This window comes from Sporosarcina sp. AD_1 (genome assembly GCF_057373025.1).
Genome location: NZ_JBPVIR010000003.1, coordinates 15594 through 33449, shown reverse-complemented (window position 1 = coordinate 33449; position 17856 = coordinate 15594). Strand labels below are relative to the sequence as shown.

General features: G+C 46.5%; 14 protein-coding genes. 7 read left to right on the top strand and 7 right to left on the bottom strand.

The window, feature by feature from the left end:
* Positions 1 to 57: 57 nt before the first annotated feature.
* Positions 58 to 444 (bottom strand): hypothetical protein, encoded by a 387-nt coding sequence (locus tag ACSW3C_RS06265; protein ID WP_486561573.1) that lies wholly within the window; start codon positions 442 to 444, stop codon positions 58 to 60.
* Entirely contained in the window at positions 441 to 1172 is a 732-nt protein-coding gene (gene nfsA, locus ACSW3C_RS06260) for an oxygen-insensitive NADPH nitroreductase (RefSeq protein ID WP_486561572.1), read from the bottom strand. The genes ACSW3C_RS06265 and nfsA overlap by 4 nt, the downstream gene beginning before the upstream one ends.
* A gap of 84 nt (positions 1173 to 1256) precedes the next feature.
* On the opposite strand from nfsA, the gene ACSW3C_RS06255 reads away from it, so the two are divergent.
* Both ACSW3C_RS06255 and ACSW3C_RS06250 read left to right on the top strand, forming a co-directional pair.
* A complete protein-coding gene (locus ACSW3C_RS06255) occupies positions 1257 to 2816 on the top strand; it encodes an FMN-binding glutamate synthase family protein (protein ID WP_486561570.1) in 1560 nt (519 codons plus the stop codon).
* A gap of 132 nt (positions 2817 to 2948) precedes the next feature.
* Complete coding sequence (locus tag ACSW3C_RS06250) at positions 2949 to 4589, top strand: AMP-binding protein (protein WP_486561569.1); 1641 nt, start codon at positions 2949 to 2951, stop codon at positions 4587 to 4589.
* Between the two features lie 63 nt (positions 4590 to 4652).
* Here the strand turns inward: ACSW3C_RS06250 and ACSW3C_RS06245 are convergent, their stop codons facing one another.
* Positions 4653 to 5018 carry a DUF2188 domain-containing protein gene (locus ACSW3C_RS06245; RefSeq protein WP_486561567.1) on the bottom strand — a complete coding sequence of 122 codons (366 nt, stop codon included), beginning with the start codon at positions 5016 to 5018 and terminating at the stop codon, positions 4653 to 4655.
* A gap of 49 nt (positions 5019 to 5067) precedes the next feature.
* The gene (locus ACSW3C_RS06240) at positions 5068 to 5541 is read right to left on the bottom strand and encodes a nucleoside deaminase (protein WP_486561565.1); all 474 of its coding nucleotides are present in this window, start codon (positions 5539 to 5541) and stop codon (positions 5068 to 5070) included.
* A 157-nt stretch (positions 5542 to 5698) separates the two neighbouring features.
* On the opposite strand from ACSW3C_RS06240, the gene putP reads away from it, so the two are divergent.
* The gene (putP, locus tag ACSW3C_RS06235) at positions 5699 to 7183 is read left to right on the top strand and encodes a sodium/proline symporter PutP (RefSeq protein ID WP_486561563.1); all 1485 of its coding nucleotides are present in this window, start codon (positions 5699 to 5701) and stop codon (positions 7181 to 7183) included.
* 499 nt (positions 7184 to 7682) lie between these two features.
* On the top strand, positions 7683 to 10772 hold the full coding sequence (locus tag ACSW3C_RS06230) for a hypothetical protein (protein WP_486561561.1): 3090 nt from the start codon (positions 7683 to 7685) through the stop codon (positions 10770 to 10772).
* Positions 10773 to 10831: 59 nt separating this feature from the next.
* Here the strand turns inward: ACSW3C_RS06230 and ACSW3C_RS06225 are convergent, their stop codons facing one another.
* From ACSW3C_RS06225 to ACSW3C_RS06215, 3 genes are read right to left on the bottom strand one after another with little or no spacing between them, the layout of a single operon-like run.
* Entirely contained in the window at positions 10832 to 12250 is a 1419-nt protein-coding gene (locus ACSW3C_RS06225; protein WP_486562098.1) for a glycosyltransferase family 2 protein, read from the bottom strand.
* Positions 12243 to 13286, bottom strand: a complete 1044-nt coding sequence (locus ACSW3C_RS06220; protein ID WP_486561559.1) for a HEAT repeat domain-containing protein — start codon at positions 13284 to 13286, stop codon at positions 12243 to 12245. The genes ACSW3C_RS06225 and ACSW3C_RS06220 overlap by 8 nt, the downstream gene beginning before the upstream one ends.
* A complete protein-coding gene (locus ACSW3C_RS06215; RefSeq protein ID WP_486561557.1) occupies positions 13283 to 14125 on the bottom strand; it encodes a response regulator in 843 nt (280 codons plus the stop codon). Before ACSW3C_RS06215 ends, ACSW3C_RS06220 begins: the two co-directional genes overlap by 4 nt.
* A 149-nt stretch (positions 14126 to 14274) precedes the next feature.
* On the opposite strand from ACSW3C_RS06215, the gene ACSW3C_RS06210 reads away from it, so the two are divergent.
* The 3 genes from ACSW3C_RS06210 (at position 14275) to ACSW3C_RS06200 (ending at position 17401) form a co-directional block, all read left to right on the top strand.
* A complete protein-coding gene (locus ACSW3C_RS06210) occupies positions 14275 to 14973 on the top strand; it encodes a VOC family protein (protein WP_486561555.1) in 699 nt (232 codons plus the stop codon).
* A 29-nt stretch (positions 14974 to 15002) separates the two neighbouring features.
* Entirely contained in the window at positions 15003 to 16274 is a 1272-nt protein-coding gene (gene hflX / locus ACSW3C_RS06205) for a GTPase HflX (protein ID WP_486561553.1), read from the top strand.
* Between the two features lie 266 nt (positions 16275 to 16540).
* A complete protein-coding gene (locus ACSW3C_RS06200) occupies positions 16541 to 17401 on the top strand; it encodes a DUF6612 family protein (RefSeq protein WP_486561551.1) in 861 nt (286 codons plus the stop codon).
* Positions 17402 to 17856: the final 455 nt, after the last annotated feature.

Sequence of the window (17856 nt, the reverse complement as noted above, 5' to 3'; positions counted from 1 at the left end):
AAATTCTGTATCCACAGAATAGCAAAAGGGGCCAGCAATTGCTAACCCCTTGCATGCTTATTCATAAGATGTAATGTTATCAAAAGGAATTTCTTTTGCATTGCGGTAGAGCTGGATGTTGTCGTAGTCACGATCTGCAGTTAATTTGAAAATAAAGCGTTTCAGCATTCCCGCTTCATCATCGGGACTGTTCTTTATATGAATTGCGAGGGTCGCCCCCTCATCTTTGACAGACATGGTGACCGCACTATATGCATAAACGACAATATAGCGCTGTCTCTTTTGATCGGTAATCATTTGAACGTTTTCAGAGGTGGCTGGTTGAATTGATTCCAGCAAATCCGAATCGGCCTTCTCAGGTTGGACTTCTTGTATAGATAATTCGTTGTTGCAGGCGGATACAAGGAGCATGATTCCAAACAGGATTGCCAAACCTATTCTCATTTCATCTCAAACCCGCGCTTCTCCAAAAACTCCCTCATATACGTCCGTTTCGGTTCGTGGAGGAACTCTGCCATCTGCTGGCTCCAAGCAGTGTCCTTTTGGTTGGAACCTCGGTGCAAGTAATAGTCGTGCATCGTTTTGTCATAGGCTGGCAGGAGATCATCGTATTTGGAACCATCGTAGCTGTTTTCATGGATGATGGCTTCCACCGGCAGTCTTGGTTTTACTTCATTCGCTTCATCGGGTACGCCGATGGACATGGCGAACATGGGAGCAACCCCTTTCGGCAAGCGGAGCAGCGCGCTGATTTCTTCAGGTGCATTCCGAACACCGCCAATGTAGCAGATGCCGTAACCTTTCGATTCAGCGGCAATGGCGACGTTTTGGGCAAAAAGCGCGACATCGATAGAACCAACAAGCAGATTTTCGGCAAATGAGTAATCAATTGTCTTGCCGTGAAGTGCAGCCGCTTTGTCTAAGCGAGCATAGTCGGCACAAAAGATGAGAATGGCGCCGGCTGATAAAAATTGCCGTTTGTTCTTTGAGAGCTCCGCCAGTTTCTCGCGCTTAGCCGTGTCTGTCACATGGATGACGGAGTAGGCTTGAACAAAATGGGAGCTTGCGGCATGCTGGCCTGCGTGGACCAATTCCCGAACTTCTTCGGAAGACAGCTGTACGTCTTTGTATTTTCTTACAGATGCATGGGATGTTAGTAGTTCCATGACCATATTTATCCCTCCAAATACATTTATTTTTGTGAAATCAGGGTATGTATATGACATTACCATATGTTTTGAAAAGGGGTGTGTCTTGTGAACTGGTTGGAAGGAATTTCGATGACAACAACGATCCTCGTATTGGTGCTTGTCGTCGTGCCAATCTCCATAGCTATTTTAATTTTTTTCTATGACAAGCGTCAGAAGCAGCATGCGATTTTGCGTAATTACCCGATTTTGGGGAGGCTCCGTTACACGACGGAAAAAGCGGGACCTGAACTACGGCAATATTTATTTGAAGGTGATAATGAAGGAAAGCCATTCAGCCGTACGGAGTACTTGCATATGGTGCTGCCGGGGAAATATTTAAGCGGCATCATCGGTTTTGGGTCCAAGCGTGATTTTGAAGGGGCGGGCTTTTATATCCGCAATGCGATGTTTACGAAGCAGAATGAAGAGATGCGGGTGGACAATGAGGATTTAGTAACAACGATGCGATACCATATCGACGAGGAAGGGCTTCTCTCCAGACATGAACATCGGGAAGAGGTGCCTGCTTTGCCATGGTTACTGCCGGAAGAGGATGCGATTGTCATCGGGCCGGATTGCCGGCATCCTTTTCATGTCCGCAGTCTGCTCGGCCAGTCGGCAATGAGTTATGGCGCTCTCGGGCAAAATGCCATCACCGCCCTGTCAAAAGGGATTGGGATGGCGAAAGAAGCATGGATGAATACGGGAGAGGGGGGGCTCTCACCGTATCATCTTGCGGGGGATGCTCATATTATTGCCCAAATTGGTTCCGGTTTATTCGGCTTTCGGACAGAAGATGGAGAATTTAGTTGGGAACGGCTGACGGAAAAGGCAAAACTCCCGCAAGTGAAGGCATTTGAAATCAAAATGGCGCAAGGTGCCAAGATGCGCGGCGGCCATGTGGAAGGGGAGAAGGTGACAGAAGAAATCGCGAAGATCCGGAATGTCACTCCGTATACTACAATTAATAGTCCAAACCGTTTCAAGCAATTTTCGGATTACCCGACGCTGTTTGATTTCATTGAAAAAGTCCGAGACCATACAGGCAAGCCGGTTGGCATCAAAATTGTAATCGGAGGCAAACAGGATGCGGAAGAACTCGCCTCTTTCATCCAGGAAACGGGGAAAGGACCTGATTTTATTTCTTTGGACGGGGCGGAAGGCGGTTCAGGAGCCACTTATCAGGATCTCGCAGACAGTGTCGGCTTGCCGCTTCGTTCTTCACTCATCTTGCTGGATGATGCCCTCCGGAAATATGAAGTGCGGGATCGGGTAAAAGTGATCGCCTCCGGCAAAATCACGACGCCTGACAAAGCAGCGATCGCGCTGGCAATGGGTGCGGATCTAGTACAGGTGGCGCGCGGATTCATGATTTCGGTCGGCTGCATCATGGCTCAGCGCTGTCATACGAATGATTGTCCTGCCGGAGTCGCGACAACTGATCCGAAATTACAAAAGGGGTTGGTTGTCGAAGAGAAAAAATTCCGCGTGACCAATTATATTTTGACGATGCGTGAAGGATTATTCCGAATCGCAGCGGCCGCCGGTCTTGACTCTCCGACAAAACTCGAGCGGCATCATATTGTATACAAAGATGAACGGGGCCGAGTGTACCCGGTTGAATAATGTAAGCCATTCCGCCTATTTAGCGGAATGGCTTTTTGATTATGAAGACTCAGAATGTTTTGTTTCGTTTGTCTAAGTTTTGTGATAATATGGATAGTAAGGGGAGAAATATTTAGGGAAGGGAGCATGACGATGTCTTTAGTGAATCAAACCGTTGGGCAAATAATAAGAGAACGCGCTAAGATGCATCCTGAACAGGAAGCCTATGTCTATCCCGAACTGAATATCCGGCGAAATTACGCTCAATTCGACAAAGAGACAGACGAATTGGCAAAGGCATTCATCGGCATGGGCATCCAAAAAGGAGAACATGTCGCCATTTGGTCGGATAATAAGAGAGAATGGCTGCTGAGCCAGTTTGCTACTGGCAAGATGGGCGCGGTGTTAGTCACAGTCAATACGAACTATCAAGCTGGAGAACTGGAATATTTATTAATACAGTCGGATGCAACGACATTAATTTTAGATGAGGGCTTTAAGGGGACGAGTTATATCGACATTATCCGGACAATCTGCCCTGAGCTGCTCGACAGCCGGAATGGCCGGATCGAAAGTGCCAAGCTGCCGAAGCTGAAACGGGTCATCTTGATGACAGATCGGGCAGAGCCGGGCATTTACAAATGGTCTGAGTTTTTAGCGCATGCCGCGGGTGTATCTGACGATGATTTGGAATCGAGATTCAACACGTTGGACCCACAAGATGTGATCAATATTCAGTATACCTCCGGAACAACCGGGTTCCCGAAGGGTGTCATGCTGACTCATTATAATGTCGTGAATAACGGCAAACTGATCGGTGACTATATGAACTTGTCCGAGGCAGACCGGATGTGCATTCCTGTACCGTTCTTCCACTGTTTCGGATGTGTGCTCGGCACCATGGCTGCTGTTACTCATGGTACAACCATGGTCATTGTGGAGCAATTCGATCCATTGGCTGTACTGGAGGCAGTACAGGATGAAAGGTGTACCGCTTTGCACGGAGTTCCTACGATGTTTATCGCGGAGCTCAACCATCCGGACTTTAAAAAGTATGATACTTCTTCGCTTCGGACGGGAATTATGGCCGGCTCGACTTGTCCAATTGAAGTCATGAAGCAAGTAATCCATGATATGGGCGCGAGTGAAATTACGATCTGTTATGGCCAGACGGAATCGTCACCAGTCATCACGCAAACGAGGACGGATGATCCGATTGAAAAGCGTGTGTCAACAGTTGGCAAACCGCATCCTCATGTCGAAGTAAAGATCATTGACCCGATCACAGGGGAAGAAGTGCCGATTGGGACACCTGGAGAACTGTGCACACGCGGTTATCATGTGATGAAAGGCTACTATAATAATGAGGAAGCAACGCATGATGCCATTGATCCGGAAGGCTGGCTGCACACAGGAGATATAGCAGTCATGGATGATGAAGGTTATATTGATATTACTGGAAGGATCAAAGATGTCATCATTCGCGGAGGGGAGAATATTTATCCGCGTGAAGTGGAGGAATTCTTGTATCAGCACCCTGGCATTTCAGATGTGCAAATTGTTGGTGTGCCTGACCCGAAATACGGGGAAGAGCTGATGGCCTGGATTATTCCAAAAGAAGGAGCCAAACTGGATGATGCATCCGTCCGGGAATTTTGTAAAGGCAATATCTCATATCATAAAATTCCTAAATATATCATGTTTACAAAGGAGTACCCGATGACGGCTTCGGGTAAAATCCAAAAATTTAAGTTGCGGGAGATGGCGGTGGAAGAGGCACTTATGCGACAATGATCTGCCGTTATTGAATAAAGACAGTAAAATAAGAAGAGGCAGAGTCAGTCGACTGCCTCTTCTTTATTTGTAAAGTGTATCTTGAAGAGAACCATCTGCATGATAAATATCTAAGATGCCATCATGGTCATTTACATAGGGCTTTGCCTTATCAAGCAGATCCTCTTTTGCAGCTTCCTTATAAATTGCACGGTCTCCGCCCTTTTCCACCAGAATCCAATCTTCTTCCTTTGGCTTCACCTCATATGTGGTCCGGCTGTTTTCATCTCCATGCACATACTCTCGTGCCTTCGAAATGGCGATTGCTATAGCACGACCTTCGTCGTACTTCTCTTCTAGCAAGGCATTTGCTATTTCGATTGCTTTATGGCGTACCTCTTTATCCAAATTCTTAAATGATGCGGGGTAATCATGCTCATCCCATGGCATACAAATCGCCTCCTTACGAGCCAATTCCCGATGCACTCTTTCTGTAAACCTATTTTTTGCGCCCAGTTGTCTTTTGCCACTCGATAAATGGTTCAAGTGCATTTTCGCATGCTACTTGGATAAAGGGGACAAGCCGTTGTTCACCGGGCAAATCCTGGTCGATAAAATAGCGTTCCAGCGGGTTTGGAAAACCGGCCTCCTCAGACGCTTCTTGTTTGCCGCAGGCATAATAAATGTGGCCGACAGTCGACCAATACGCTGCTCCTAAACACATCGGGCAAGGCTCGCCGCTTGCATACAGGACACAATCCGACAAGTCAATCGATTGCTGCGCTTCGCATGCTTCGCGAATTGCCGACATTTCTGCGTGAGCAGAAGGATCATGCAGCACATGTACTTGGTTTGTCCCTTTGCCGATGATCTTGCCGTCTCTCACTACGATAGCGGCAAAAGGGCCGCCACCATTCTTTGCATTTTCCACTGCCATTTCAATTGTTACGGATAACCATTCCTTATGTGTCAAAATGAAAACCTCCTGTCGAATATTCAGCATTTCCCGGGAAATACTCCGGAATAATAAATATTTTGTCATCCATACTATTCGGGACAAAGCAGAAAATACCTGCTTTCTTTTTGTGTTGACAATGATATGATAAATTAAATAAGAAAGGGGAGATTCTATGTCAAATGATGTATATCAACTAATTGCCATTATTTTGTACATGGCGGCAATGCTGTTCATCGGCTGGTATTCATTCAGACGGACAGCAAATTTGACGGATTACATGCTGGGCGGACGCTCGCTAGGTCCTGCTGTTACAGCATTGAGTGCGGGAGCCGCGGATATGTCCGGCTGGTTGCTCATGGGATTGCCTGGTGCTATTTACCTGAACGGACTAGGTGAAGCTTGGATTGCGGTAGGGCTGACAATCGGTGCCTACTTGAACTGGCTATTGGTTGCACCTCGTCTTCGTGTGTATACACAAGTTTCCAATGATTCCATTACAATTCCTAGTTACTTGGAAAATCGTCTGAAGGATAAATCCAGATTGTTGCGGATTGCATCCGGTATTATCATTTTAGTTTTCTTCACATTTTATGTTTCATCCGGAATGGTTGCGGGCGGCAAATTTTTCTTGAGTTCTTTCGGACTTGATTACCATGTTGGCCTATTGATTGTGTCCGCCGTTGTTATCGCTTATACGCTGTTCGGAGGATTTTTGGCAGTTAGTTACACTGATTTTGTACAAGGTCTTATCATGTTCTTAGCATTACTTCTTGTACCAATTGTAGGCGTATTCATTACAGGAGGTTTGCCGGAGACGACTGCGACAATCCGGGAAGTGAATCCTGACATGCTGAGCCTTGTCAAAGGGGTCACGATCGCCGGAGTTATTTCTTCTGTTGCCTGGGGTCTCGGCTATTTCGGACAGCCGCATATTATCGTGCGTTTCATGGCCATCAAATCCGTCAAGGAAACAAAGAGTGCCCGAAGAATCGGTATTGGCTGGATGATTCTCAGCTTGTTCGGAGCAATTGCAACTGCTTTAGTTGGGATTGCCTACTATCATCAAAATACGAATGTGGAATTGGTCGATGCGGAAACAGTTTTTATCTCCCTCGGTCAAATCATTTTCCATCCTTTCATTGCAGGAATCATGTTAGCTGCGGTTCTGGCAGCTGTTATGAGTACGATTTCTTCTCAATTGATCGTAACCTCTTCTGCTTTGATTGAAGACTTGTATAAGGCAGTCATCAAAACGGATGCATCGGATAAACAGTACGTTTTCCTTGGGAGAATGGCAGTTCTTGTTGTATCTTTAATTGCGATGGCACTTGCTTGGCCGAACAAAGAATCCATCTTGAAGCTCGTTTCATTTGCATGGGCTGGTTTCGGCGGGGCGTTCGGTCCGATCATTATCTTGTCGTTGTACTGGCGTAAAATTACGGCAGCCGGCGCATTATGGGGTATGGTAGCAGGAGCGATCACGGTTGGTGTATGGGGCAATGTTAAAGCGTTGTCAGATGCGCTGTATGAAATTGTTCCAGGTTTTGCGATCTGTCTGATCGTGACAGTGATCGTCAGTTTGATCACATATCGTCCTAACAAGGAAATTAATAGGGAATTCTCAGAGGCGATGGAATTGCTTGAGAAGGAAAGATAAGTGAATGTGACCTTCCTTAAGGGCGGTCTCAGACTGTAGACAAACTCGAGAAATTACGGAGTTTGCCTACAGTCTTTTTATTTGTCGATGGAATTTGAGTGTGTTGCGGCTTAATCGTGAGGTTCGGGAAAACATACGAGCGGTTGGTGAGGATATACGAGAGGTTCGGAGCAATTTACGAGCGGTCTTTTCAATAATCGAGAGGTATGCGTAATATACGAGCGGTTGTCCAACTTAATCGAGAGGTATTATGAATATACGAGCGGTCGTCTAACTTAATCGAGCGGTTCGAAATTTGACAGTCCTCCCCAGTTTAATCGGGTACTCCTGCAAATTCATCCGTCGCTCAAATCGAACATGCGATCATCGTCACCAAAGACGAACGGACCAAGATTCTGAGACCGTCCTTCGGGGCGGTCTTTTTTTGTGCAATTTCTTTCATGGAATATATCTACTTGGTATGATACGAGTATGAGAGTTTAGGAGAGAGGGTGCATGCGTGAAATACTTGAAAATCGGTGCCGTGGTACTGGTGATTGTTCTGTTGCCTTGGTTTGTTTGGCAAGTGCAATCTGATAAAAAGATAAAGTTTGCCGTATGGGAAACGTCTGGGGAAGAAGCATCTATTCAAGGGGTATCATGGCTCTTGCGTTATATGAAAATTCCCGGACCGGAACGGGCAAAGGATGCAATGGATTTTGAGGAGGTAGATGTTATTTATGTGCCATCTACAACGGATCACGCTGTGCAAATGGACATTGAAACCCTGAATGGAATCAGGACAGCCATGAGTAAACGACATGCGACAGTCGTCTTTGAATTTGATTCGCTGTCTTCTGGTATGGATTCTGATATTCAATCGGCTGCCTCCGAGCTGGTCGGCATCCGCCAGACGGGTTGGAATGGTCGCTATATGAAGGATTTATCAAAAAGCAATGAGGATTTGCCTAAATGGTCTGTTGGCGGATACGAAAAGACATCCGGCCAATCCTGGTCATTTACCGGGCCAGGCTACTTGTTTGTGAATGAAAATACAGAAGAAGTCGTTGTATTTTCAGAGGAAAAGGGGGATGTCGAAAGTACAGGCAACATTCTGCGTTTTACCGAAAAAGGGAAAACGGTTTTTGGCATTACGGAAAGTCCTCTCTATGAAGGGTGGTTCGACGTGGTGGAAGCAATAGGAGATGAGGGGGAGGCCATGGCGGAGTTTTCGCTAGGTCTTACTGCGAAGGGAAAAGAACAGGCAAACGCGGCCGGACTTCCTGTGAGCTTCCCGGCAATTGTACAAAACAGAGGAAATTATTATTTGTCTGGTGAGTTCGGTACTGTGGGAGAGGTTCCGTCCATTTACCAATATGCAGGGTATGCAAAAATGCATCAATGGGTTTCCGGTTTTGATTCCTCCTCAGATCGCTCATTTTTCTGGCGTACGTATGTGCCGGTCATGCAAGCGATCGTAAAAGGACACTTGGAAAAGGAAGAGCCGAAAAAGAAAGAGAATAAAGCGCTTGAGAAGACTGCGTCTGGCTTAACCTATTCTTCCAGAATTGAAGAAGGAAAGTTTGAAGTGTTTCAAAATGGAACTTGGAAGCCAATGACGGTGAAAGGAGTCAACCTCGGCATGGGACGGCCGGGTTCATTTCCGGGAGAGGCAGCTATCACGAAAGAGGAATATAGCAGGTGGTTCAAGCAAATCGGAGAAATGAATGCCAATACGATTCGGGTGTACACCTTGCATCCGCCTGCCTTCTATGATGCGTTGCTGGAGTACAACGAAACCCATGATCAAAAGCTCTATGTTCTGCATGGCGTCTGGGCGGATGAGGCACCTTTGGAGGAGACGCTCGATGCCTTCACACCTGAAATTGTCCAAACGTTTGAGGAAGAGATGAAACGGATTGCCGATGTGATCCATGGAAATGCAACTGTGAAGCCCCGGCCAGGCCATGCTTCAGGTGTCTACGCATCCGATGTGTCTGAATATGTCTCGGGCTGGGTCATTGGGATCGAGTGGTATCCACATATGGTAGCCAATATGAAAGAGGTGTACGCCGAACGTCCCCAGTACGAAGGAAAGCATATTCGCACAAATGGGGGAGAAGGGTTTGAGCTTTGGCTTGCTGAACGAATGGACGATTTGCTATCCTACGAGGCAGATACGTACGGCTGGACCCGACCGATCAGCTATACGAATTGGGTGACAACGGATCACCTGGAACAGCCGGCCGAGCCGAGCGAGCAGGAAGACATGGCCAGCGTTCATCCTGACCATATCCAGTTTATCCGGGAGGAACAGGAGGCAGGCATGTTCGCTTCCTATCATGTGTATCCCTATTATCCGGATTTCTTGAATTTGGAGAAAAAGTATACCGAGTTTATTGACCATCGTGGTGAAAAGAATAATTATGCCGGCTATTTAAATGATTTACATCAATCAACTAAAACGCCAATTTTAATCGCTGAATTTGGGATGCCGGCTTCCCGAGGGATGACGCATGAGAATGTGAATGGCTGGAACCAGGGCTTTCATTCCGAAAAGGAACAGGGCCAAATTTTAAGTAGGCTCTACGAAGATATCGTTCAGGAGGGGTTGATGGGCGGTCTCGTTTTCACTTGGCAGGATGAATGGTTTAAACGGACGTGGAACACGATGGATCTGGATGATCCTGACAGGCGTCCGTTCTGGTCGAATGTCCAAACGAACGAACAGAACTTCGGTTTGCTCAGCTTTAATACGCTGTCGATCCGAGTGGATGGCGAGATGGACGATTGGAAGGGAATTGCTCCTGCCTTTGAATCGTCTGACGACACGATCGAAAGAATGTATGTCCATCATGATGAAGCGTATCTGTATTTGAGGGCCGATTTGAAAAAAGATGCGGGACGCTGGCTGCAAGATGTCGATGCTCATTTTATGTTGGATACCGCTCCGGAACAGGGAAGCCGTTCGTCGAATCAGCTGCCCGGTGTAGAGCTGGCGAAACCGACAGCTGATTTCCACATCAGCTTAACGTCCAAGGATGACAGCAAGGCATTTGTGCAAGCAGCGTATGATCCTTTCTATTACATGTATGGCGTCGAGCTGAATATGTTGAAAATGGATGGTTCGTTGCCGAAACAAGGAGATGGGATCTTTCATCCGATCCGCTTCGCGTTAAATAAAGAAATGACTCGTCCGGACACGGGAGAAGTCATGCCGTTTTCTTATTACGAGACAGGGAAGCTTCAGTTTGGCAATGGAAATCCAGATTCCACATCGTACGATTCCCTGACGGACTTTGCGGTTTCAGAGGACGGCAGGGTACTGGAAGTCCGTTTGCCGTGGCTTCTGCTGAATTTCAAAGACCCGAGTCAGCGGGAAGTAATGGGGAATTTATATGGCGGAGATGGCCTGGCCAGCAGCCTAACCATTGACGATATCGGTGTGTATCTGGCTGCCATGAATGACAAGGGGAAAATGCTTCAACTAGCGCCTGATGCAAAAGATGGCTACCGGTATACGTGGGACACTTGGGAAGAACCACCGCATACAGAACGCTTGAAACAATCCTACTCGATTTTGCAACAGCTTTTTAAATCGATCGAATAAAAGGAAACCCCGTCGTTGTGTGACGGGGTTTCCTTTGTACTATTTTTCATAATAACCATTTATCCTTCATTCGATGAGATGCCTTTACGTTCCATGTTCCCCCACTCTGCCTTTTTCTTGAACGTATTAAGCAGCCCTTCGATTCGCCAAAGAACGAGTAGCGGGCGATACCAAAGTGACTCGGTCAGTGCCCAGACGAACAGAACAATCAGGTGCCGGACTTTCGGGTATTTGTGCAAGGTCAGTTCCTCAAGCAGAACTGCGAGAGATGATATGAACGAGCCATAAAGGATGGAGACGGCAAAGATTGTCCCTACAATTACGGGATTCAGAATATCAAAAAAGACACCGATAATAATAATCAGGAATCCAACCAGTTCCACAACAGAGCCGAGCAATTCGACAAATAGGAAATAAGGGAAGGTCAACAGCCCCACAGCACCATATGCTGGATTGAACAGCATTTTCTTGTGTGCCAGCAATGTTTCGGCAAGCCCTCGCTGCCAGCGTACACGCTGTTTTCGCAATACGCTGAACGTGTCCGGCGCTTCGGTCCAGCAGACGGGATCCGGGATATACTCAATCCGTTTCTTCAATTTGTTCTCGATATTAACCCGATGGAGCCGGACAATCAGTTCCATGTCTTCCCCAATGAGGCCTTCTGTATAGCCGCCGGCATGGATGACAGCGCCTTTATTGAACAATCCGAACGCTCCTGAGACGATGAGCAGCTGATTGAATCGGCTGAAACCGAGACGTCCTATCAAAAATGCACGCAAGTATTCGATGATTTGCATGATGACGATCGGTTTGTGTGGCAAGTCGATCTTTTCGACTTGGCTGCGCGAGATGGTGATGCCGTTCGCGATACGGACGGAACCGCCTACTGCAATGACTTCCTCTTCCGAATCGATGATCGGTTTCATAGTTTTCATTAGTGCATCCTGCTCTAAGATAGAATCCCCGTCGATGGCGCAAAAATACGGATAGACAGACGCATTGATTCCGCAATTCAGGGCATCCGCTTTTCCGCCATTTTCTTTTGAAATCACTTTTACCGTCGGGTAAGCCGCGGATTGGTAAACGCCTTTTATAGGCTTTGAGGGAAGCGTGAGCCTTGTCGCATGATTCACTTGTCTCATCTGGAAAGCGCTGATTAGCTTGGCCAATGTCTGGTCTTTGGAGCCGTCATCAATGACGACAATTTCATATTCCGGGTAATCCAAAGTCAATAGTGACCGAACCGTAGAAATGACGCCGACTTCCTCATTGTAGGCAGGTACAAGGATGGACACAGGATAGGTCCGATCCTTCAACGAAAGGTCATCTAGAATGGAACGTTTCTCCAATTTACCTTCCCGTATTACTTTTCGCATGGAGGATAGGAAAAGAAATAAATAGCTGATCGCTGTCCCCGCCATAAAAATGATAACAAAAGCCGATAAACTGCTGAGTGCGATGAAGAGTGCATTATGCATAAGCATTCGACCTGCTTTCCGTACTGAGCCATTGACTAGCCATATCACGGGCGAAGGAATCCGGATGGTTCTTCACGTAGTACGTCAATTTCTCAGCCCCCTCTACTTCCAGGATTGTTTCTGCCGCAGCGTATCGGACCCACCATTCGCTATCGCTGAGTAATTGGCCGAGCTCTTCCGAAAACTGGTGTATGTCAAGTTTCCGAACAGTTTGAGCGACCAACATCCGCTCCTGCCATTGGGCCGCGAAGAAAAACGGGCGCAACAGCTCCGGTGCGTGCATATAGTACAGGTTGCCAATCGTTTTTAACGCTTGAATACGAACTTCAGCAAGATTACTAGCCAACGCCGCTTCCACCTGGGCGATCTGCTCCTGCGCTTCTCGATCAGCGATCCGTTGCAAATAGGCGCATTGATAGGATGGATTGTCGGTCTCCTCATAAAAGGCAAGCAAATGTAAGTCGGCTTCCGCGGGAAAGCGCAATAAGACATCCCGGTAAAATTTTTGCGAATGCTGATTTCCTGAATAGACGGCGGGTAGTATGGATGTATCGCCAAGAGAAGCCAGTGTGCGGGCCATCTGTTTTTTCTCTTCATTCCACACGGGCATCTTCTGAAACTTGGATTGTAAGAGGGGCGCAAGCCCTTTCATTTGGAACGATTGGATATAATACAGCACATTCATGCGGACAGGCCATGAGGGGTCTTCCAATGCACGTTCATAAGGTTTGTGCAAAGCAGCGAAAGCGGTTGAACGGACTTTCTCTTGAATGGCTTCGTCACTCGTGGAAGACATAATATCACTAGCCAATCGTTGTGCGACCCGATAATCATTTTTCAGTTTGGCGACGTCCAGCTCCGACTCGCCGTATAAATAGGAAACAAATTCGGGGAGCAGCTCGGCATAGCGTTGCTGTTCCTTTCGTTCTACACGATTTCGCCGCACTTTGCGCCAAATCAGTATGGCGAGAAGAATGACTTGCAGGGCTGCTAAAACGCTAATGGTCCAACCAATAATCGACAGATCCACATTCATTTGAATAACCTCGTCATAAGCCGCTGCACGCGAAGCGCCACTTCTTTTGGACGGAACGGCTTGGTGATGTAATCATCTGCACCGGCTTCCAATGCGTGCTCCATGTCCAAGGAGCCCGATCTGGACGTCAACATGAAAATAAGGATGTTTTTATTCGAATAGGTGGAACGGATATGAGAGAGTACTTCAAACCCGGTCATCTTCGGCATGATGCCATCCAGGATGATGGCGTAATAATGTTTCGGATCATACCAATCGGCGGCAACGAAGTCGGCACCATTCTTAAATGTGATAATCTTTATCTCACTATCATCTATTTGTATGGCAGAAAATTGTTGCTTCATTATTTCTAATGCGATCGGATCATCGTCGATTAGAATAATTTCCACTGTCCGGGAAGATAGAGGTTGCGCTAGCTTCTCATCAGAATGTTTACTTGAAGAGAAGAGTTGGTCTACTTTTCGTTTAAAAGCGATTCGTGCCTGCAAAAGATGGTGAAAAGCTTGCTGGTCCACAGGACGCGCCACGAAATCGAAGATCCCTTGCTCGAATAATTTTTCCTTGCCGAAGTTCGATGGCGGATCACCGATGATGAGCAACGGTATCAGGCGATCCAATGCCTGTTCGGCCAGTTCATTAATTTCCGAAAGCAATGTCATAGCAGCCATAGATGGGAGAGAAAGTAAAATGACCGATGGATGCAGGACATCTAGGCGGTCCAGGCCTTCTTTGATTGATTTTACCGTTGCGCCCGGCAGCTGCTCTGAGTCCAGAAGTTCTGATATCCACTCGGTTTCCGATGACGAACCACTGATATGAAGAACAAAGGGGGTATCCATGCAAACACCTTCCTTTCGATAATAATAAAATATATTGTATGGGTACCCTTATTTAATTAACACATGCAATGCAATGCAATGCAATTTTACAACTTGATGCTATCATGTAGAGTAATAGATAGCTACTATAAAGAGGAGGAGTTTGGGGTATGAAATTGGATCATGTCGTATATTTCACACAAAATAGTCCGGTTGAAGTTGTCCGGCGGCAAGCGGAAGAAGGACGGCATGCTGTTGAAGGAGGCCGTCATGAGCAATGGGGAACGTATAATGCGTTATTATATGCTGGTAATGCGTATGTCGAATGGCTGGCAGTCGAGAAATCTGAGCTTGCCAGTCAAGTGGACCACCCGCTGACGCGTCTTCTGTTGCATGATCTTCCGGATGGCGAAGGCTGGGGGACGCTCTGTCTCTCGGTGGAAGGCATCGAAGGGTTTCAGGAAGAAGTCGAAAATAAAGGATTTCAAACGTCGGGAGTGTTGGAAGCCCAGCGTAAAACGGCCCAAGGAGAATTGAAAAAGTGGAAGATGCTTTTTATCGACCAGCCAGTCACTGATGAGCTCCCTTATCCGTTTTTCATTGAATGGGATGAGCCCGAAGGTGTCCGCATGGATAAACTAAAAAAAGAAGGTGCGCTGCCTCCTGAAAATGAAAAGCTGGCCATCCGGGAATGCATCTTTCATGTGCAAGATCCATTAAAAGAGACAGGTGAGTGGGCGGTTCTCCTTTCACAGAAAGTAGGGGACGATCATTCCATCCGTTTGGAAAACGTGAAGTTGTCATTTCATCAACAGGATGAGGGAAAAGAAAGATTGGCAGACGTCATCATTGGCAAAACTGAAGCATAAAAGCAGGTAACAACTGAAAGGGGCCATCTATGGATATCTTAGTGGAATATGCAGTGCTTGTCGGAGTGAAAGAAGCGGATGATGAGCATTTTGAATATGAAATGGAAGAACTGAAAAACTTGGCGGAAGCGATCGACGTGACAGTAGTTGGGAGTGTGACGCAAAACTTGGAGCGGCGCAACCCGACACATTATGTCGGAAAGGGAAAAGTCGATGAGATCCGCCACATGTATGAAGCGACAGATGCGAATCTTGTCATCTTTAATGATGAACTGACACCTTCTCAAATCCGTAACTTGGAAGCCGAGCTGGAAGTGAAGGTGATTGACCGGACGATGCTCATCCTTGATATTTTTGCCCGGCGCGCCCGTACGCACGAGGCACGCATGCAAGTGGAACTGGCGCAATTGCAATATACGCTGCCGCGGCTTGTCGGTTTGCGGGCTTCTTTGAGCAGGCAAGGCGGCGGCACAGGCGGCGGTTTCCAGAATAAAGGGGCCGGGGAGACGAAATTGGAGCTTGACCGCCGGAAGATCGAGGACCAGATTGCCAAGCTTCGAAGAGACTTGGAACACGCTAAAGATCAACGGGAAACCCAGAGGAAACAACGAAAGAAAAGCGGCATCCCGGTCGTTTCCATTGTCGGCTATACAAACGCCGGCAAATCGACGTTGCTGAATCAGTTATTGATTCGGATGGATGAGTCCAATGCCAAGCAAGTTTTTGAAAAGGATATGCTGTTTGCGACGCTCGACACATCCGTGCGCAAGGTCCGTCTCCAAGATCATAAAGAGTTTCTTCTGGCGGATACAGTCGGCTTTGTTTCCAAACTGCCCCATCATCTGGTGAAGGCTTTCCGCTCGACGCTGGAAGAGGCGCGGGAAGCAGATCTTCTTTTGCATGTAGTCGATGTATCCAATCCGGAACATGATTATATGATGAAAGTGACGGAGGAAACATTGGAGGACGTCGGAGTGGAGAATATACAGACCCTTCATATCTATAACAAATCAGATAGGGCAATGATCGAATATCCAAGGATTCATGGAGATAATGTTTGGATCTCTGCTAAAGAAGGCAAAGGGCTGGACGAATTGATTGCATTGATCAAAAAACATATCTTTGAACAATATGTCACATGTAAACTGAGACTTCCTTTTGATCGGGGCGATCTTGTTTCGTTCCTAAATGAAAAAGCGACTGTCAAGCGGACAGAGTATGAGGAAGACGGGACGGTCCTGACGGTAGAAATGCCGGAAGCTCTGAAGTCTCGTTTCGATCCCTATATAATCAGTCATTAACAAAAAAAAGGCACCGCACTGGATCAACCAGTGGCGGTGCCGCTTTTATGATATAAGAGAAAGGGGGGTGGGATATAAAGAGTATACCCTTTTGTGTAAAGAATATACGTGAGTAAGGACTCTTTTAATTTTTTGGGCAAAAAATCCCGGAAAGTGGATAGATTATAAGTCGAATGTCGTGATTTTAATAGATTATGAAACTAATGTTGAAACCTGTCGTATGTAACACTGCAACACAAATTATCATCCGAAAGGAAGCGTTACGTTTGAAGAAATGGTTAAAAGTTATTGGAGCCGGAGTATTGGCATTCTCGCTAGCCGCTTGCGGAAACCAAGCAGAACCGAAAACAACGGTCGATGCCGAGACAGGCAAGGAAAAGGAAACTGAGAATATTAGTAAAATGACGGCTCAAGAAGTATACGAGAAGGCAATGGCAGTCAGCCAAGAGCAAAAGAGCATGCATACGGACATGGATATTGAGCAAGTCATGAAATCCGGCGGCGAGACTGCCAATAACAAAATTACGATGAAGATGGATGCAGTCATTGATCCGCTTACTATGCACCAAACAATGAAAATGGACATGGGCGAAGAGTTGGGCCAAATGGACATCGAAATGTATATCGCGGAAAACGAAGTATACATGAACGATCCGGAAAGCGGACAGTGGATGAAGTTCCCTGAAGAGCTTTCTGCTGAAATCCTTGCGGGCATGGGCAGCGAATCTGATCCAACATTAGACATGAAGTTATTCAAAGACTATGTGGATGAGTTCAAATTCGAACAGACAGATGACTCCTATATCCTAAAATTAAAAGCGTCTGGCGAAAAGTTTGAAAAGCTCTTGAAGCAAATGGAAGAAGATCAAGCTGGCGGCGATGCGGAAGCGGATGCAGAAGAAATGACATTGCATGATGTCTACTTTGAAATCTACATCGACAAAGAAACTTTCTACACAACTGCTTTCAATATGGACATGAGCCTTGAAATGGTCATTGATGGGGAAACTGTCACTACAGACCAAAAAGTGAAGGCTGTTATTTCAAAAATCAACGAAGTTGAAGTGACAATCCCACAGGATGTTATTGACAATGCAGTTGATCTAAGCGAATTAATGGGTGAATAAAAAAACAGCACTGCCTGACATTAAATGTCGTGGCAGTGCTTTTTTTATAAAAGAAAGGGGTGGGATGGTAGTAGTATTCCCACGGAGACGCTCATGTAAACCTATAAGATTTGAAATCTTTCCTATTGTGAAGAATGGGAGGTGGAAGGGGGACATATAGATGGGATAGCCGAATGCGAGAGCAATGCGTTTTCAGTTCAATGGTGTCCATCTGGAAGCTGAAATCAGCAGTTCACGTTTTTTCATCATTCTCACTGCCGCAACCGATTTTTCCTCCAATCAAACCTCTGCCGTCAGATGTTAAAATCCCGTCACAAATGCTTCAAACTTCATAACGAAGCGCTTTGCCCAACCCTTTGGATGCTGGAATAGGGGAACATTCTTCTTCAGTGATAATCATTTTCAGTTACAGGTTGACACTCCATTCATTCCTGCTATAATTGAATTTGCAGCTA

Bases quoted from the DNA above. Each gene is read 5' to 3' on its own strand.
- ACSW3C_RS06265 (WP_486561573.1), bottom strand. From the start codon at position 444: ATGAGAATAGGTTTGGCAATCCTGTTTGGAATCATGCTCCTTGTATCC.
- nfsA (WP_486561572.1), bottom strand. From the start codon at position 1,172: ATGGTCATGGAACTACTAACATCCCATGCATCTGTAAGAAAATACAAA.
- ACSW3C_RS06250 (WP_486561569.1), top strand. From the start codon at position 2,949: ATGTCTTTAGTGAATCAAACCGTTGGGCAAATAATAAGAGAACGCGCT.
- ACSW3C_RS06245 (WP_486561567.1), bottom strand. From the start codon at position 5,018: ATGCCATGGGATGAGCATGATTACCCCGCATCATTTAAGAATTTGGAT.
- putP (WP_486561563.1), top strand. From the start codon at position 5,699: ATGTCAAATGATGTATATCAACTAATTGCCATTATTTTGTACATGGCG.
- ACSW3C_RS06225 (WP_486562098.1), bottom strand. From the start codon at position 12,250: ATGCATAATGCACTCTTCATCGCACTCAGCAGTTTATCGGCTTTTGTT.
- ACSW3C_RS06220 (WP_486561559.1), bottom strand. From the start codon at position 13,286: ATGAATGTGGATCTGTCGATTATTGGTTGGACCATTAGCGTTTTAGCA.
- ACSW3C_RS06215 (WP_486561557.1), bottom strand. From the start codon at position 14,125: ATGGATACCCCCTTTGTTCTTCATATCAGTGGTTCGTCATCGGAAACC.
- ACSW3C_RS06210 (WP_486561555.1), top strand. From the start codon at position 14,275: ATGAAATTGGATCATGTCGTATATTTCACACAAAATAGTCCGGTTGAA.
- hflX (WP_486561553.1), top strand. From the start codon at position 15,003: ATGGATATCTTAGTGGAATATGCAGTGCTTGTCGGAGTGAAAGAAGCG.